This is a genomic window from Schaalia suimastitidis DSM 15538 (assembly GCF_000429105.1).
Lineage (GTDB): Bacteria > Actinomycetota > Actinomycetes > Actinomycetales > Actinomycetaceae > Pauljensenia > Pauljensenia suimastitidis.
This window is the reverse complement of the sequence record NZ_KE386848.1, coordinates 18331-32470: the sequence shown is the minus strand read 5'-3', so window position 1 is coordinate 32470 and position 14140 is coordinate 18331. Positions and strand designations below refer to the sequence as shown.

The 14140-nt window shown below is 57.8% G+C and carries 10 protein-coding genes; 5 read left to right on the top strand and 5 right to left on the bottom strand.

Annotated features, from left to right (window positions below):
- The first annotated feature begins 160 nt into the window (after positions 1-160).
- Together G438_RS0107035 and G438_RS0107030 are read left to right on the top strand one after the other, a co-directional pair.
- Positions 161-3952, top strand: a complete 3792-nt coding sequence (locus G438_RS0107035; RefSeq protein ID WP_051259400.1) for a multifunctional oxoglutarate decarboxylase/oxoglutarate dehydrogenase thiamine pyrophosphate-binding subunit/dihydrolipoyllysine-residue succinyltransferase subunit — start codon at positions 161-163, stop codon at positions 3950-3952.
- A gap of 32 nt (positions 3953-3984) precedes the next feature.
- The gene (locus G438_RS0107030) at positions 3985-4584 is read left to right on the top strand and encodes a GDSL-type esterase/lipase family protein (protein WP_026460705.1); all 600 of its coding nucleotides are present in this window, start codon (positions 3985-3987) and stop codon (positions 4582-4584) included.
- Between the two features lie 99 nt (positions 4585-4683).
- Here the strand turns inward: G438_RS0107030 and G438_RS12770 are convergent, their stop codons facing one another.
- Positions 4684-4758: a 50S ribosomal protein bL37 gene (locus G438_RS12770; protein ID WP_131245889.1), complete on the bottom strand. Its 75-nt coding sequence runs from the start codon at positions 4756-4758 to the stop codon at positions 4684-4686.
- Between the two features lie 139 nt (positions 4759-4897).
- Between G438_RS12770 and G438_RS0107025 the strand changes: the two genes are divergently transcribed.
- The 3 genes from G438_RS0107025 to rsgA are packed head-to-tail and all read left to right on the top strand — an operon-like array spanning position 4898 to position 7881.
- The gene (locus G438_RS0107025) at positions 4898-5398 is read left to right on the top strand and encodes a hypothetical protein (RefSeq protein ID WP_026460704.1); all 501 of its coding nucleotides are present in this window, start codon (positions 4898-4900) and stop codon (positions 5396-5398) included.
- Positions 5395-6813 carry a 3-phosphoshikimate 1-carboxyvinyltransferase gene (gene aroA, locus G438_RS0107020; protein WP_026460703.1) on the top strand — a complete coding sequence of 473 codons (1419 nt, stop codon included), beginning with the start codon at positions 5395-5397 and terminating at the stop codon, positions 6811-6813. Before G438_RS0107025 ends, aroA begins: the two co-directional genes overlap by 4 nt.
- Positions 6814-7881, top strand: a complete 1068-nt coding sequence (rsgA, locus tag G438_RS0107015; RefSeq protein ID WP_026460702.1) for a ribosome small subunit-dependent GTPase A — start codon at positions 6814-6816, stop codon at positions 7879-7881.
- 153 nt (positions 7882-8034) lie between these two features.
- Here rsgA and cydC read toward each other — a convergent pair whose 3' ends face one another.
- From cydC to G438_RS0106995, 4 genes are all read right to left on the bottom strand, one after another.
- Complete coding sequence (gene cydC, locus G438_RS0107010; protein WP_034285644.1) at positions 8035-9822, bottom strand: thiol reductant ABC exporter subunit CydC; 1788 nt, start codon at positions 9820-9822, stop codon at positions 8035-8037.
- Positions 9819-11429 carry an ABC transporter ATP-binding protein/permease gene (locus G438_RS0107005; RefSeq protein WP_240471022.1) on the bottom strand — a complete coding sequence of 537 codons (1611 nt, stop codon included), beginning with the start codon at positions 11427-11429 and terminating at the stop codon, positions 9819-9821. The genes cydC and G438_RS0107005 overlap by 4 nt, the downstream gene beginning before the upstream one ends.
- Before the next feature lie 123 nt (positions 11430-11552).
- Positions 11553-12701, bottom strand: a complete 1149-nt coding sequence (locus tag G438_RS0107000) for a branched-chain amino acid aminotransferase (protein ID WP_026460699.1) — start codon at positions 12699-12701, stop codon at positions 11553-11555.
- Between the two features lie 265 nt (positions 12702-12966).
- Entirely contained in the window at positions 12967-14022 is a 1056-nt protein-coding gene (locus G438_RS0106995; RefSeq protein WP_026460698.1) for a 3-isopropylmalate dehydrogenase, read from the bottom strand.
- Positions 14023-14140: the final 118 nt, after the last annotated feature.

Sequence of the window (14140 nt, the reverse complement as noted above, 5' to 3'; positions counted from 1 at the left end):
ATGATGCGAGTAAGTTTACCCAGTGGGATGCCTTCCTGCCACGATGCGTTCATCGGCGGCTACATCCAGCGACGTTCGCTAGACCACAGAATCGTCACACAGAACGCACAGACTTTAGTCCCAAAGGGGCCTACACTTGGTCCTCGTAGGCAATCGCCACATGGAAGCGAGGACAACGGTGACTTCGATCGAGCACACCCCCACCGATGACAAATGGTATGTCGAACGGATGCGTCAGCAGTGGGAAACCGACCCAACGTCGGTTGATCAGTCATGGCGACAATTTTTCGAGGCGGAACGACGCCCGTCGCAGATCCGCACTGCCGTCCCCCCCACGCCTCCTGCCGCACCAACTACCGCTCGGCCACCTACACCGCCTACACCTGACGTCACCGAGCAGCCGGTGGTGGCCCTCGCCTCGTCTATCGATAGCCCCACCCACACGCGTACCCCACACGGCCTTGACGTGGAAAGCGTGACCCGCTCAGACCTGCCGCCAGCGCCTCCCGCCTGTATTGCAGAAGCCACCTCACCCTATACGCGCCAACAGCACGGCCACACCGCCTCCGTACTCAACAGCCGCACACAACTAGAGGACTCCACCGACGCACTCAAAGGTATCGCCCGCGCCACCGCGCGTAATATGGACGATTCCCTCGCGGTACCCACTGCCACCTCGCAGCGCGATATCCCCGCCAAATTACTCATCGAAAATCGCGCCCTGATCAATTCGCACCTGGCACGCACCGTCGGCGGGAAAGTCTCCTTCACGCACCTCATTGGCTACGCAGTGGTGGAGGCACTGTGTGAAATGCCGCAGATGAATGTGCGTTACGAATACGTGGACAATAAACCCGCCATCACACACCTGGCGCATGTAGGACTTGGCCTCGCCATTGATGTCGCTGACGCTAAAGGAAACCGGTCCCTGATGGTGCCTGTGATCCACAGCGCCGACATGATGACCTTCACGCAATTCGTTGACGCCTACCAAGATTTGGTGAAGCGAGCAAGAAACGGAGAATTAGGTTCCTCTGATTTTGGGGGCCTCACCGTCACCCTGACCAATCCGGGCACCCTTGGAACCACAACGTCGGTGCCGCGCCTGATGAACGGGCAAGGGCTCATCATTGGTGTGGGCACCACGGACTACCCTGCGGCCTATGCGGGATTACCTGCCCAACGCATGGCAACGATGGGTATTGGCAAAACCATGTATATGTCCTCCACCTATGACCATCGAGTCATTCAGGGGGCTGCCTCAGGTGAGTTCCTACGGCTGATTTCCACGAAACTCACCGGACGCGACGGATTCTACGATCGTGTCTTTACTGCCTTGCAAATACCCCACGAACCCTACCTGTGGGAAACGGACTACGACTACGACGCGGAGAGAGAAAAGGGGAAACCGGCACGTATTGTCGAGTTAATACACGCGTATCGTTCTCGTGGGCATTTGGCTGCCGACACTGATCCTTTAGCCTACCGCGTGCGCCGCCACCCGGATTTGACACTGCGCCGATACGGCCTGTCCGTGTGGGACCTCGACCGTCCCTTCCCCACCGGTGGTTTCGGCGGTGAAGACAAGATGCTGCTGCGCGATATCCTTGACCGTCTGCGTGATACCTATACGCGAAGCGTCGGCATTGAGTATATGCACATACAAGATCCCACTCAACGGCAGTGGGTTCAGCGCCGCATTGAAGGCCCCTACGAAGTACCCAGTCCCGCCGAACAGCGCCACATCCTCAATACGCTGATACGAGCCGAGGCCTTTGAAGAGTTTTTGCAGACAAAATATGTGGGGCAAAAGCGTTTCTCGTTGGAAGGCGGCGAATCCTTGATCCCGCTGCTCGACCAGATCCTTACCACATGCGCTCGCGAAGGCCTTCACGAAGTGGCCATCGCAATGGCGCACCGCGGACGTCTGAATGTTTTGGCGAACCTGGCAGGGAAAAGCTACGGGCAAATATTTTCTGAATTCGAAGGTAATCAAGATCCCCGCACAGTCCAAGGCTCGGGTGATGTCAAATACCACCTGGGCACGGAAGGCGTCTTCACCCTTGGTGATGGTCTGGCAACGAAGGTCTACCTTGCAGCCAATCCGTCGCACCTTGAAGCGGCTAACGGCGTCCTAGAAGGAATTGTCCGCGCCAAACAGGACGAGTTAGGTGACAACGATCTTCCTGTGGTCCCCATTTTGGTCCATGGTGACGCCGCGTTTATTGGGCAGGGCGTCGTCCAGGAATGTTTGAACCTCAGCCAGCTTGTCGGCTATAAGACAGGCGGCACCATACATGTCATTGTGAATAACCAGATTGGCTTCACCACCGGCCCAACCTCCGGGCGTTCGACACGCTATCCCACTGATTTGGCGAAAGGTTTGCAAATACCGATTTTGCACGTCAACGCCGACGACCCTGAACAGGTGGTACGCGTCGCTAAACTCGCCATCGACTACCGCAATGAGTTCCATAAAGACGTCATCATCGACATGGTGTGTTACCGCAGACGCGGGCACAATGAGGGCGACGACCCGTCGATGACACAGCCCGTAATGTACGGCCTTATTGGCCGTATCCCCTCAACCCGGGCCGTGTATGTTCGCAACCTGGTGGGTCGTGGTCAACTCACCGAGGACGAAGCCCGTGAATTAGCGGCTGCCTACGAGGGACAGCTCACCACGATTCTGGAAGAAACACGAGAACACGGGTGGCGGCCGCATATCGACGTTGACGAAGCCGGGTGGGAAATACCTGAATCTCAATTACCTGGCCAAGGCATGATGATCGGCTGGACCTCCGCTGCCTCCATTGAACATATCCGCCGTATCGGCGAGGCCCAAACTGCATTTCCCGAAGGCTTTACGCCTCATCCGAAGATACGTCAGTTGTGCGAAAAACGTGCCGAGATGGCACTGGGTAAGGCACCAATTGACTGGGGTTTTGGCGAGTTGCTCGCCTTGGGGACCTTGCTGATGGAAGGCACACCCGTGCGTTTCTCCGGTCAAGATTCCAGGCGCGCCACCTTCGTGCAGCGCCATGCGGTGCTTCACGACAACCGTGATGGCCGTGAGTTTACGCCTCTTCAATTCCTCACCACCGACCAGGCGTCCTTCACAATACTTGACTCGCCGCTATCAGAATATGCGGTGTTAGCCTTCGAATACGGCTATTCGGTTGAGCGTCCCGATGCGCTTGTCGTGTGGGAGGCTCAATTCGGTGATTTCGCCATTGGGGCTCAAACGGTGATTGACGAATTCGTGTGCTCCGCAGAGCAAAAATGGGGGCAACGCTCTTCAGTGGTCATGCTGTTACCTCACGGTTATGAAGGGCAGGGGCCTGACCATTCCTCTGGGCGCATTGAACGCTATTTGCAGCTGTGCGCCGAAGACAATATGTGGGTGGTGCAGCCTTCCACGCCTGCCAATCATTTCCATATGCTGCGTATGCAAGCCTACCGTCGGCCACGTAAACCTTTGGTCGTGTTTACGCCTAAACAGTTGTTGCGCCTGTCTGCTGCGACCTCGCCTGTGGAGGATTTCACTGGCGGCGCCTTCCAACCTGTTTACGGCGAGGTCAACCCCACGATTGGGCCAAATGTGGACCGCGTGTTGTTGTGTTCTGGGCGGCTGTACTATGACCTTGTCCGGGAACGGAGCGCGCGGGAGGATACGCGCACGGCCATTATCCGTATTGAGCAACTCTATCCGCTGCCGTGCGAGGAGCTTGCCGAGGCTTTGGCGCCTTTTGCAGGTGCCGAGATCGTGTGGGCCCAAGACGAACCCGCGAATCAGGGACCGTGGCCTTTCCTTGCATTAGAGTTATTCGCTCCGTTAGGCATGGTGGTGCGGCGAGTGAGCCGACCTGCGTCTGCAACAACAGCTGCGGGACGCGGTGCGCTTCACCAGCAGCAATTGCGGGCGTTACTTGACCAAGCTTTCGCACGCTGAGGCAGTAGGCTTAACGCAAGGGAGGAGATTCCATGCGTATCTGTGTTGTCGGCGATGAACTTGTTGCAGGTACCGGTGACCCGCGCGGTTTAGGCTGGGTAGGCCGTGTGGTGGCGCGCAGTACCTTCGACGAGCCTGCCACGGTGATGCCCCTTGCGGTGCCGGGTGAGAATAGCGGCGCTTTGGCTATGCGTTGGGAGGACGAGGTGATGCGTCGCCTCGGCACTGATACTCGGCGTGCGCTGGTGGTCTCGATTGGCACTGCTGATGTACCTTCCGGCCTATCGACCGCACGCAGTCGCCTTAACCTTGCCAATATCCTTGATCGGGCTACCTCTCTTGGCATCCCGAGTTTTGTTGTGGGGCCGCCGCCGCTGGCGGGCGTTGACCACGGGCAACTCAGACATATCACCGATGCATGTGCGCAAGTATGTGAACGTCGTGCACTGCCATTTGTTGATGCCTTTACCCCTTTGGTGGCGCACGATCAATGGTTTGAGGATATGGCTGCCTCGCGGGCACGGTCCGCCTATGGGGCGACGCTGCCGGGCCAGGCAGGCTATGCGCTCATCACCTGGCTGGTTCTTCACCGTGGGTGGTATGAGTGGAGTGGTGCTGAGGCGGTGGAATAAGCTTCGCGCGATTCGCGCCGTTACTTCACCGTTGAAGTGTTGTTATGGTGCTGCGACATGCTAATGCCCGGTGAGTGGTTCACCGGGCATTAGCACGACTCAGGCGTTTGGACGCTTGCCGTGGTTGGCTTTATTCTTGCGACGGTCGCGACGCTTGCGGCCCCTCTTCGACATCTCAATCTCCTTGAAAGTACTGACTTAACTGTGCCAGTTAACCACACACTGCCCTGTGAATCCAAGCCAAAACCACGACGCGGGACACACACCACATGAAAAAGTAGTGGAAGCATGCAAAAGGACCGACAATAGACACATGAATTTGCTTCGCGCTGTTGCTCGCCCTCTCCTTGCTGCTCCGTTCATTGTCGAGGGATGGGATGCGTTGCGTCACCCTCGCACACATGTGGACCGTATCCATGCCACCGGCGTCGATCTGGATGATCTTCCCTACGTCGGTGAACTTGACGATTCCACCCTCGAGGTTGCCACGCGTATCCTCGGCGGCTTCACGCTGCTGAGCGCTGTCGCATTTGCCGTTGGCAAGTCACCGCGTACTAATGCGGCCATACTCGCTTGCGCTGCTGCGCCGATTGCGCTGGTGAATGCACCGGTGTGGACCGCGCGCACAGGTGAAGAAAAAGCGCGTCACCGCAGTCAATTGCGGTTGCGAGGCGCGCTTGTGGGCGCAATGTTACTGGCGTCAACAGATCGGCAGGGTAAACCCTCTGCATTGTGGCGCCTCAATGACCGCCACCAGCGCGCATTGAAACGTCGCCAACGCAGTGTCGAGGTCGGCGCACCTGTGTCCGCATGAGCACCGACCTGTGGCCAGCACCGTTGGCCACCACACCTATTGATGCAGTCGTTGTCATCCCTGGGTCGAAGTCACTGACGGCGCGGGCCCTGCTATTAGCCAGCCTTGCCGAGGCGCCCTCGAGGTTATCCGGTGTCCTTGATTCGCGCGACACACGCCTTTTTGCCCAGGCGCTACGTATGCTTGGTGGTGCTGTCAATGATGATGGCGCGGGAAATGTCATCGTGGAGCCTTTGCCGTATATCGCAGTGTCGCGCAACCAAAGGGATTTCACCGAGCCTGGCGTTTCCACCGAGCGTGGCAGCCACACTGATGCTGCGACAATTCACATCGACTGTGGCCTTGCGGGCACCGTCATGCGTTTCCTTCCCCCTATTGCCACATTAACAACGCATAAGGTCCATTTTGATGGTGACCCAGCTGCTCGGCGCCGCCCACTTGCCCCTTTGCTGGATGCTTTAGAGCGCCTCGGCGCGCAGATCACCTACGACGGTGCCCCAGGATTTCTTCCCTTTACGATCTGCGGGCCAGTTGAGTCGCCACCTGGGGGCGTACTGGAAGTGGATGCGGCCGCCTCGTCACAATTTGTGTCTGCATTGCTGATGTTTGCTCCTGCCTTTAACGAACCGCTGACGCTTCGTGCTGCAGGTGAGGTGGTTTCACTCCCCCATATTGAAATGACGGTGGATGCCTTGCAGCGCCGAGGTGTCAAGGTCATCCAGTCGCGCCATGAAGGGCGCCTTCAATGGTCTGTCACGCCCGCGCGTATCAATGCGCTCCACGAGCATATTGAGCCTGATTTATCCAATGCTGGCCCGTTCCTTGCAGCCGCACATCTCAGTGGCGGAAGGGTCACCATCCCAGCGTGGCCTGAGCACACCACTCAAGCAGGTGATGCGTGGCGAAGGATTCTTCCCCGTTTGGGTGCCACGATCACGGTGGACGAGGCTGGCCTGCACCTTCAAGGTCCCGGACAGGGAATGTACGACGGTATCGACATTGATCTATCAGCTGTGGGTGAGCTCACGCCAACGTTAGCTGCGCTCCTTCTTTTTGCGCGCACACCGTCAACGATTGTTGGGGTGGCGCATCTGCGCGGGCATGAAACGGATCGTCTGGCTGCCCTTGTGGAGCAAATTCGTCGACTTGGTGGCGATGCAACAGAACGTCCTGACGGGATACGGATTATTCCGCGTCCGCTAAAGGGGACACGGCTTGCGACCTATGAGGATCACCGCATGGCGACCTTCGCCGCCATTGTGGGCCTGGGTGTGCCCGATATTGAAGTGGAAAATATTGGCACCACGTCAAAGACGTTGCCCAATTTTGCTCACATGTGGCACACCATGCTGGCAGCACCAACGCACGAAGCCGCACCGACGCGCCACGCCGGGCAGGTAGAAGGGGGACGCTAAGTGGGACGCGATATTGGCACCGACGACCCTCGGGTGCGTGTACGCGCCGCAAAGTCGTCGCGGCCGCGCACCAAGAATCGACCAGACTGGTCAATGAAGCCCTTAGGCCGTGTGGTGGCAATCGACCGTGGTCGTTATGGCGTGGTCCTTGACGATGGCACACGCCTACAGGCAGTGCGGGCACGCGAGTTGGGTCGTGGCAGTGTCATTATGGGTGACCGTGTTCGTCTTACAGGTGATCTGTCGGGCCGCGTTGACACCCTCGGCAGGATAGTCGCCGTTGACGAACGTGTGTCGACATTGCGTCGAAGCCTTGAGGATGCTCCCGACCAGCGGGGAGAAAAGGCTATCGTTGCCAACTGCGACATCATGGTGATTGTGACAGCTCTGGCCGACCCTCCTCCCCGTACCGGTATGATTGACCGCTGTTTAGTTGCAGCCTACGAAGCCAAGATGCAGCCGCTGTTGTGTTTAACGAAAGCTGATTTAGGGGATCCGCAGCCGCTGCACGATGCCTACGCCGACTTTAACCTTCCCATTGTTGTGACCTCGTTGGGTGCTGATCACCAGGGTGCCCAAACAGGTATTGAGCAAGTGCAAAACGTTCTCCAAGGCCATTTTTCGGTGTTAGTCGGCCATTCTGGGGTGGGCAAGTCAACACTCATTAACGCACTTGTCCCTCATGCTGACCGCGCGGTTGGCCACGTTAACGAAGTCACGGGTCGCGGTAGGCACACTTCCACGTCGTCTGAGGCTTTTGAACTTCCGCAGGGCGGCTGGATTGTCGATACACCTGGGGTGCGTTCCTTCGGTCTTGGCCATGTGGATGTTGACGATGTACTTGGTGTCTTTCCTGAGGTTGCTGACGCTACCTCCTGGTGTCTGCCACTATGTACTCACCGCGCCGACGAGGTTTCCTGCGCGCTTGACCTGTGGCGGCACGGTCAGGCACCCTTTGAGGCAATTGACGAGGCCGAGCAGGGGCTGCGTGCACACCGTGTGGCTTCGGTGCGACGCCTCCTTGACGCCGTTGCTCTTGCGGACGCTACCTCCAAAGCCGCACGTTAGGTTGTGCAGGCTGGGTTTTCCGCTGCGTGTTTGCGGTGGCTGTGAGTGGGCGGTGATGCTCCGCCACGCGCCCACGAAGAATAGTGCCCTTCGGACTACGCCAGGCGTGTGCCATGCGTACTGCGTCGACGAATACTGAACCAGTAGCAGTATCTATTTGGCCAGGGCTTCGTCCTCGCGGGCGGCAAGAGCAGCGAAGGCACCGCCTTTTTCCATCAATGTCTCCCACGTTCCACATTCGACCACATGCCCGGCATCCATGACGATAATTTGATCGGCTTGCCGTACCGTGCTGATGCGGTGTGCGACGAGGACCAGCGTGCCTTTGTGAAGGCGCTCGAGGCCCGCCATGATACGGGCTTCTGTATGCGCATCCACCTGGCTGGTCGCCTCGTCAAGGATGAGGATGGGACTGCCGCGAAGGAGAGTGCGCGCCAGTGCCAGCCGTTGTCTTTGTCCACCGGACAGCCGCTCCCCCATTTCGCCAATCTTGGTGTCAAGGCCATCTTTTTCGCTTGCGATCCATTCACCAAGTGCCATCGCGTCAAGTACGGCGTAGAGTTCCTCGTCGCTGGCATCTGGCTGGGCGAGGAGAAGGTTTTCTCGCACACTCATATTGAATAGGTGCGGACGCTGGGGTGCGAAGGCCACAAGGTGGCGCAGATGCTTCAGTAGGATATGAGACAGTGGGGTCTGTCCCAGTGTGATCATCCCCGTGCTGGGATCCCATGTGCGCCCAAGTAAGGCGGCAAGTGTGGATTTCCCTGAACCGGATGCGCCCACGATTGCTGTCGTTTTGCCCGCGGGAATGTCGACGGTGACGTCGTGAAGTACCTGGGGCCGCGTGGCATCGTGATCGCTGGGGCTTGTGGGGTAGGTGAAAGACACGTTGGTCATCGACAGGGACTGCGAACCATCACAGTTCGCACTGTCCCAATGTGACGCACGATCATCCACCAATGGTTCACGCTCGGTCACTTCGAATACCCGCCGAGCTGAAGCCCATGCTTGATCAAGATCGACAGCGAAATCTTCGACGGCAAGGAGCGGGGCGAATAGGCCCAAGGTGACCCCCACAAGAAGGCCAAGGGTGGCAGCATCGAGGCGGTCAGCTGCCACCTCCACTCCAACGCTCCACGCCACGGCGATCAGGGCAGCTGCGACGAAGAATTGATTACATGCACGCCGCATGGCTACCCAACGGCCCATTATGACCTGATTGCGGGCAATTTTTTCTTCGATGGCACCCATTTCTCGATGGCGATGCGGTTGTGCCGCAAAGGCGAGCACTTCCCGAATACCTTGAACCGAGTCTGCGACATGGTGGGACAGCTGTCCACGCTGGGCACGTAATGCTGTTGCTGCTTTTTCGCTGGCTTTACCTCCAAGCAGCGGCACTGCGGCGCCCACAAGTAGGACGAAGGGAACGAGCAGCATCGCGGTGGATGGTGACACGGTTGCTATCCATCCCAATGCGATGCTCGGAACAATGAAGGCACTGGTGATTGGCACCAGTGTGTGGGCGAAAAATACTTCAATGCGGTCGACATCTTTGGTCACGCGCGAAAGAAGGTCACCGGCCTTAGTCATTTCGGTAAATGCTGGGGCTTGCGGTTCAAGACGATCAAAGAAGTAATTGCGCAGCAATGCTAGCGAACGGAAGGCAACCCAATGTCCCGCGAATTGTTCAAGGTAGCGGGCGAAAGCTTTGCCAAGCGCCATCGCCACCATCAGCCACAGCACGTGCCACACCGGCATTGCCACTTGGGATTGGGTGGCGTGCGCCAGGATTTGCCATGCGGCAAGGCCGTACATGGCGATGCCAAGGCTAAGGGCAACACAGCGGGCGATGAGGGAGATCCCCAACGGTGGAAGCACTGGCCGCGCCACGCGCAAAAGGTGACGAGCAAGATCACGGCGAGTCATTGGCATGGCGCTCATAGGAGTATTCCATCAGTGAGGGTTGTGCGGCGGTGCGCGTGGGCAATGGTGGCATCACGGTGCGAGATAATCACCGTGGTATAGCGTCCATGGAGTGTGTGAAGAGTATCGAGGATGAGCTTTTCTGAATGAAGATCCACGTGTGCGGTTGGTTCGTCAAGGAGCAGGATAGGCGCATCTTTGAGCAGTGCCCGGGCCAGGGCAACGCGTTGTGCCTCACCGCCTGATAGTGCCATGCCTCGTTGTCCAAGTCGTGTGTTGAGTCCTTGTGGTAGGCGTTCCAGGAGGTCGCCGAGGTGTGCGGCGGCGATTGCCTCGTGCAATGCCTCGTCGGTGGCATCGTGGTTCGCAATACGAAGGTTGTCAGCGAGTGTGCCGGTGAAGAGGTAGGTGTGTTGTTCGACGACGCTGATGCGACTGCGTGCCCATTCCAGTGGAACGTCGCCTAGGTCGTGCCCTTCGATGAATACGCTGCCGCTGTGGGGTCGGCAGTGACCTTGGATGAGCGCCGATAATGTGGATTTTCCTGCTCCTGAGGCACCGGTGATGACGAGGCTTTGCCCGCGTGTCACGTGCAGGTTGATGTCGCGAAGTAGCGGAGTGTCATCGTGCCACGCAAAGCCCACGCCTTGAAGGCGAACGGTACCGGCGTCATGGCTACTCTGGGGTGTATGCACACCTTGACGGTCGGTGACAGTGGGTTTTTCGGCGAGGATTGTGCGGATTTCGCGGCCTGCTGCCATACCGCCCATCCCGATGTAAAAGAATTGTCCGATCCGGTCAAGCGGGTCAAGCATGAGGGAGGCGAGGAGGAGCAGTGACAGCGCTTGTCCTGGTGTGATCGCTCCGGTGCTCATCCGCCACAGTGCGAGGCCGAGGGCTGCGGTGATCATACCAAGAGAGAAGACTGAGTCAACAACGAAGAGGACAATTTGGTTGCCTGCAAGGTAACGCATGACCTTGGTGCGAACGTCTTCGGCAGCGTCGGCCAGTATGCGGCTCATGCGCCCACCGGCATTCATTCGTACAAGAGCAGAGAGGCCTTGTATGGCGTCGAGTTCCTGGGCTGCTAGTGCACGGGAGGCAGCGCGGTATTTATTTGACACCGTTTTGAAGGCGCGATTGAAGGCGATGACTGAGGCAGGAACAAGTGGGATTGAGATCGCCAGGAGTAAGGCGCTGGGCCAGTCGATCACTGCTGCGATGAGGATGACGATGACCAGTGGCGTCAACAGGGAGGCGGTCATTGGGTCTTTGAAGGTGGCGGTGTGGGCGCTATTGCGTTCCACACCGTCGGTCATGGAATTGACGAGGCGGCCTGTCCGTTCTTTGGTGCGCTGGGCTACGCCAAGGGCAAAGATATGTGACAGGAGCGTGTGGCGGAGGCGCCCTTCGTGTCGTGTGAGGCGGCGTGTGGCATGCAGGAGCGCGGCGAGCGCACATAGTGCGCTGATGAGTGCCGCAGTGCAGGCAGCTAAGAATATGCCTGTCGGATTATCGCCTCGAAGGATGCGGTCCGTTGCGTTACCGATGAGAAGATATGTTGCGGCAATTGCAATGGTTGTTCCCCAGCTGAATGCGATGGCGATGCGAGTGGACATCGACATAGAAGAAGGCCTCCCCTTGTTATCTTAGGTAAGCCTAATCCCTTTTATTACACTTTGTCATCTCGTATGAGGAAAACTCCCGCCTAACGTGAAATACGCACGTCAGACAGCAGTGCCAGCGCCTTAGACCAGACGATACATCCACCCATAGGGATCTGCTGCGCGACCGGTCTGTATATCGGTGAGGTCACGCAAAACGTCAAGGGTTCGTTCCCCCACCGGCAGACTCACATCAAAATCATCACCAGCCAGGCGAGTAATCGGCGTGACCACCGCAGCTGTCCCACAGGCAAAGAGCTCAGCAACGTCGCCTGAAGCGATCCCTGCCACCACCTCGTCAATGGCAATCTTTTCTTCCCGGACCTGCACGCCCGCCTCACGCAAAAGGCGACAAATAGCTGACCGCGTACCACCTTCGAGGATTACCCCTGACAACTCTGGCGTGCGCACCGTACCATCAGCCATCACTACGAAGGTATTCATGCCGCCGAGCTCTTCAAGGTATCTCTCCTCGTAGGTATCCAGGAAGCAGATCTGATCAAAACCGCGGGCAGCGGCCTCCATCTGCGGCATGAGCGACGCAGCGTAATTACCTCCGGCCTTCGCTGTACCAGTACCACCTGGACCTGCCCGGTGGAAACCTTTCACTACCCAAATGGATACGCCAGTGACGCCACCTGAGAAATAGCGTCCCGACGGCGACGCAATCACGTAGTAATCCAACTGATGTGCTGCGTGGACACCAAGGAATGCCTCAGAGGCAATAACAAATGGGCGCAGATACAGCGACTCACCGTCACCACTCGGAACCCAGCGTTCATCAGCACGCACAAGAGCGGCCAGCGAACCCACAAAGTCATGTCGATCCATTTGCGGCATAGCCAATCGCCACGCCGAATGATTCAGTCGAGCCGCATTGAAACCCGGTCGGAAGGTCCACACCGATCCATCTGCGTGACGATACGCTTTAATACCTTCGAATATCGCCTGCCCGTAGTGAAAAACAGCGGCAGCGGGCGACAGCTGAAGGTCTTGGTAGGCCACAACCTCACGACTATGCCACCCTTGTCCTTCGGTGTACCGCATATGCGCCATATGGTCGGTAAATACTTTGCCGAAACCGAGGTTGCCCATAATCGCCTGATGTTTCGCGTCACTAGCTGCATTGGGATTACGTGTGACGGGAAAACGTAACGCCACGTCATCGGCCGGGCTGATCGGCTGGGCAGCAGCGTCTTCTAGCGCAGTAGTCACGTGGCCGTTTGGCGTCATGGGATCCTCCTGAAAACACGGTGGTGTAGGTAAAGGATAGGCCCCAGATTCACTCGAACCTGAGGCCTTCCGTTATGTGACCCATATTCGGGCCCACACATGGCTCACAGACATCCCGCGATCATCCGCTGCGGTCACAGAAGCTGCGGTAAAGCCCTGCGGTCACGTACCCCGCTCTCACTGCCCAGCGGCAACGCTGACCACAGTTTCGACGACTCTGGCGACACATCACTTCGGCACCAAAGGAGTTTCCTTAACGAAATACTCACAGCAACGCCGCAATGGCGTCGCCAATTTCGCTGGTAGAACGCAGCATTGGCACCCCCGCTGCCGCCGCCTCGGCCCGCGCACGCATATCCGCCTCGATTGCCGCCTCAATCTTTGCCGATGCGTCCGCATACCCCAAATGGTCCAGCATGAGGGCCACCGAGGAGATCGTGGCAGTAGGATCAGCTTTGCCTTGACCAGCGATGTCGGGGGCTGATCCATGGACAGGTTCAAACATTGAGGGATATGCCCCTTCGGGGTTGACATTGCCCGAAGCAGCCAGGCCGATTCCCCCGGTCACTGCCCCGGCCTCGTCAGTGAGGATATCCCCAAAAAGATTATCGGTGACGATCACATCAAAGCGTTGCGGGTCAGTCACCATATAGATGGTTGCAGCATCAATATGGCAGTAGTCCACACGCACCTGCGGATACTCGGCACCTACCGCATCGACCAGGCGCGCCCACAGACCACCCGCATGAACCAAAACATTGTGCTTATGCACCAAGGTCAGGTGTTTTGCCGGACGTGACTGCGCTTTCTCGAAGGCATAACGAACCACACGTTCGACACCAAAAGCGGTATTCACCGACACTTCGTTGGCAATTTCCTGCGGGGTACCTTGACGAACCGAGCCACCGTTACCGCAATACAGGCCTTCAGTGCCTTCGCGTACCACAACAAAATCAATCTCGCCCGGGTGTGCCAGAGGACTGGGCACCCCCGGGTAGTACTTTGAAGGACGCAGATTCACGTAATGATCGAGAGCGAAACGTAAGCGCAGTAACAAACCCCGTTCAAGCACGCCTGACGGCACACTCGGATCACCCACTGCACCCAGAAGGATGGCGTCGTGACCTTTCAATGCTTCAAGGTCAGCGTCTGTGAGAGTGTCACCGGTGCGGTGCCAGCGCTCAGCTCCCAGATCATAATGGGTGGTTTCCACGGTAATATCGGTGCCTTCTAATGCTCGGGCAAGCACTTTGAGGCCTTCAGGCACAACTTCTTTGCCAATGCCGTCGCCAGGAATTACTGCAAGGTTCAGTGTCGTCATGGCTCCATTCTCACTGGCGCAGGCACCGGACTGATTATTCGTCCACTGTGCGGTCGACTCCGCCTTACTTAATATCACCCAGTTTTCGCCATGAGCATCAAGCTCTTAGTATTAAAGG

Bases quoted from the DNA above. Each gene is read 5' to 3' on its own strand.
- G438_RS0107035 (WP_051259400.1), top strand. From the start codon at position 161: ATGGAAGCGAGGACAACGGTGACTTCGATCGAGCACACCCCCACCGAT.
- G438_RS0107030 (WP_026460705.1), top strand. From the start codon at position 3,985: ATGCGTATCTGTGTTGTCGGCGATGAACTTGTTGCAGGTACCGGTGAC.
- G438_RS0107025 (WP_026460704.1), top strand. From the start codon at position 4,898: ATGAATTTGCTTCGCGCTGTTGCTCGCCCTCTCCTTGCTGCTCCGTTC.
- aroA (WP_026460703.1), top strand. From the start codon at position 5,395: ATGAGCACCGACCTGTGGCCAGCACCGTTGGCCACCACACCTATTGAT.
- cydC (WP_034285644.1), bottom strand. From the start codon at position 9,822: ATGAGCGCCATGCCAATGACTCGCCGTGATCTTGCTCGTCACCTTTTG.
- G438_RS0107005 (WP_240471022.1), bottom strand. From the start codon at position 11,429: ATGTCGATGTCCACTCGCATCGCCATCGCATTCAGCTGGGGAACAACC.
- G438_RS0107000 (WP_026460699.1), bottom strand. From the start codon at position 12,701: ATGACGCCAAACGGCCACGTGACTACTGCGCTAGAAGACGCTGCTGCC.
- G438_RS0106995 (WP_026460698.1), bottom strand. From the start codon at position 14,022: ATGACGACACTGAACCTTGCAGTAATTCCTGGCGACGGCATTGGCAAA.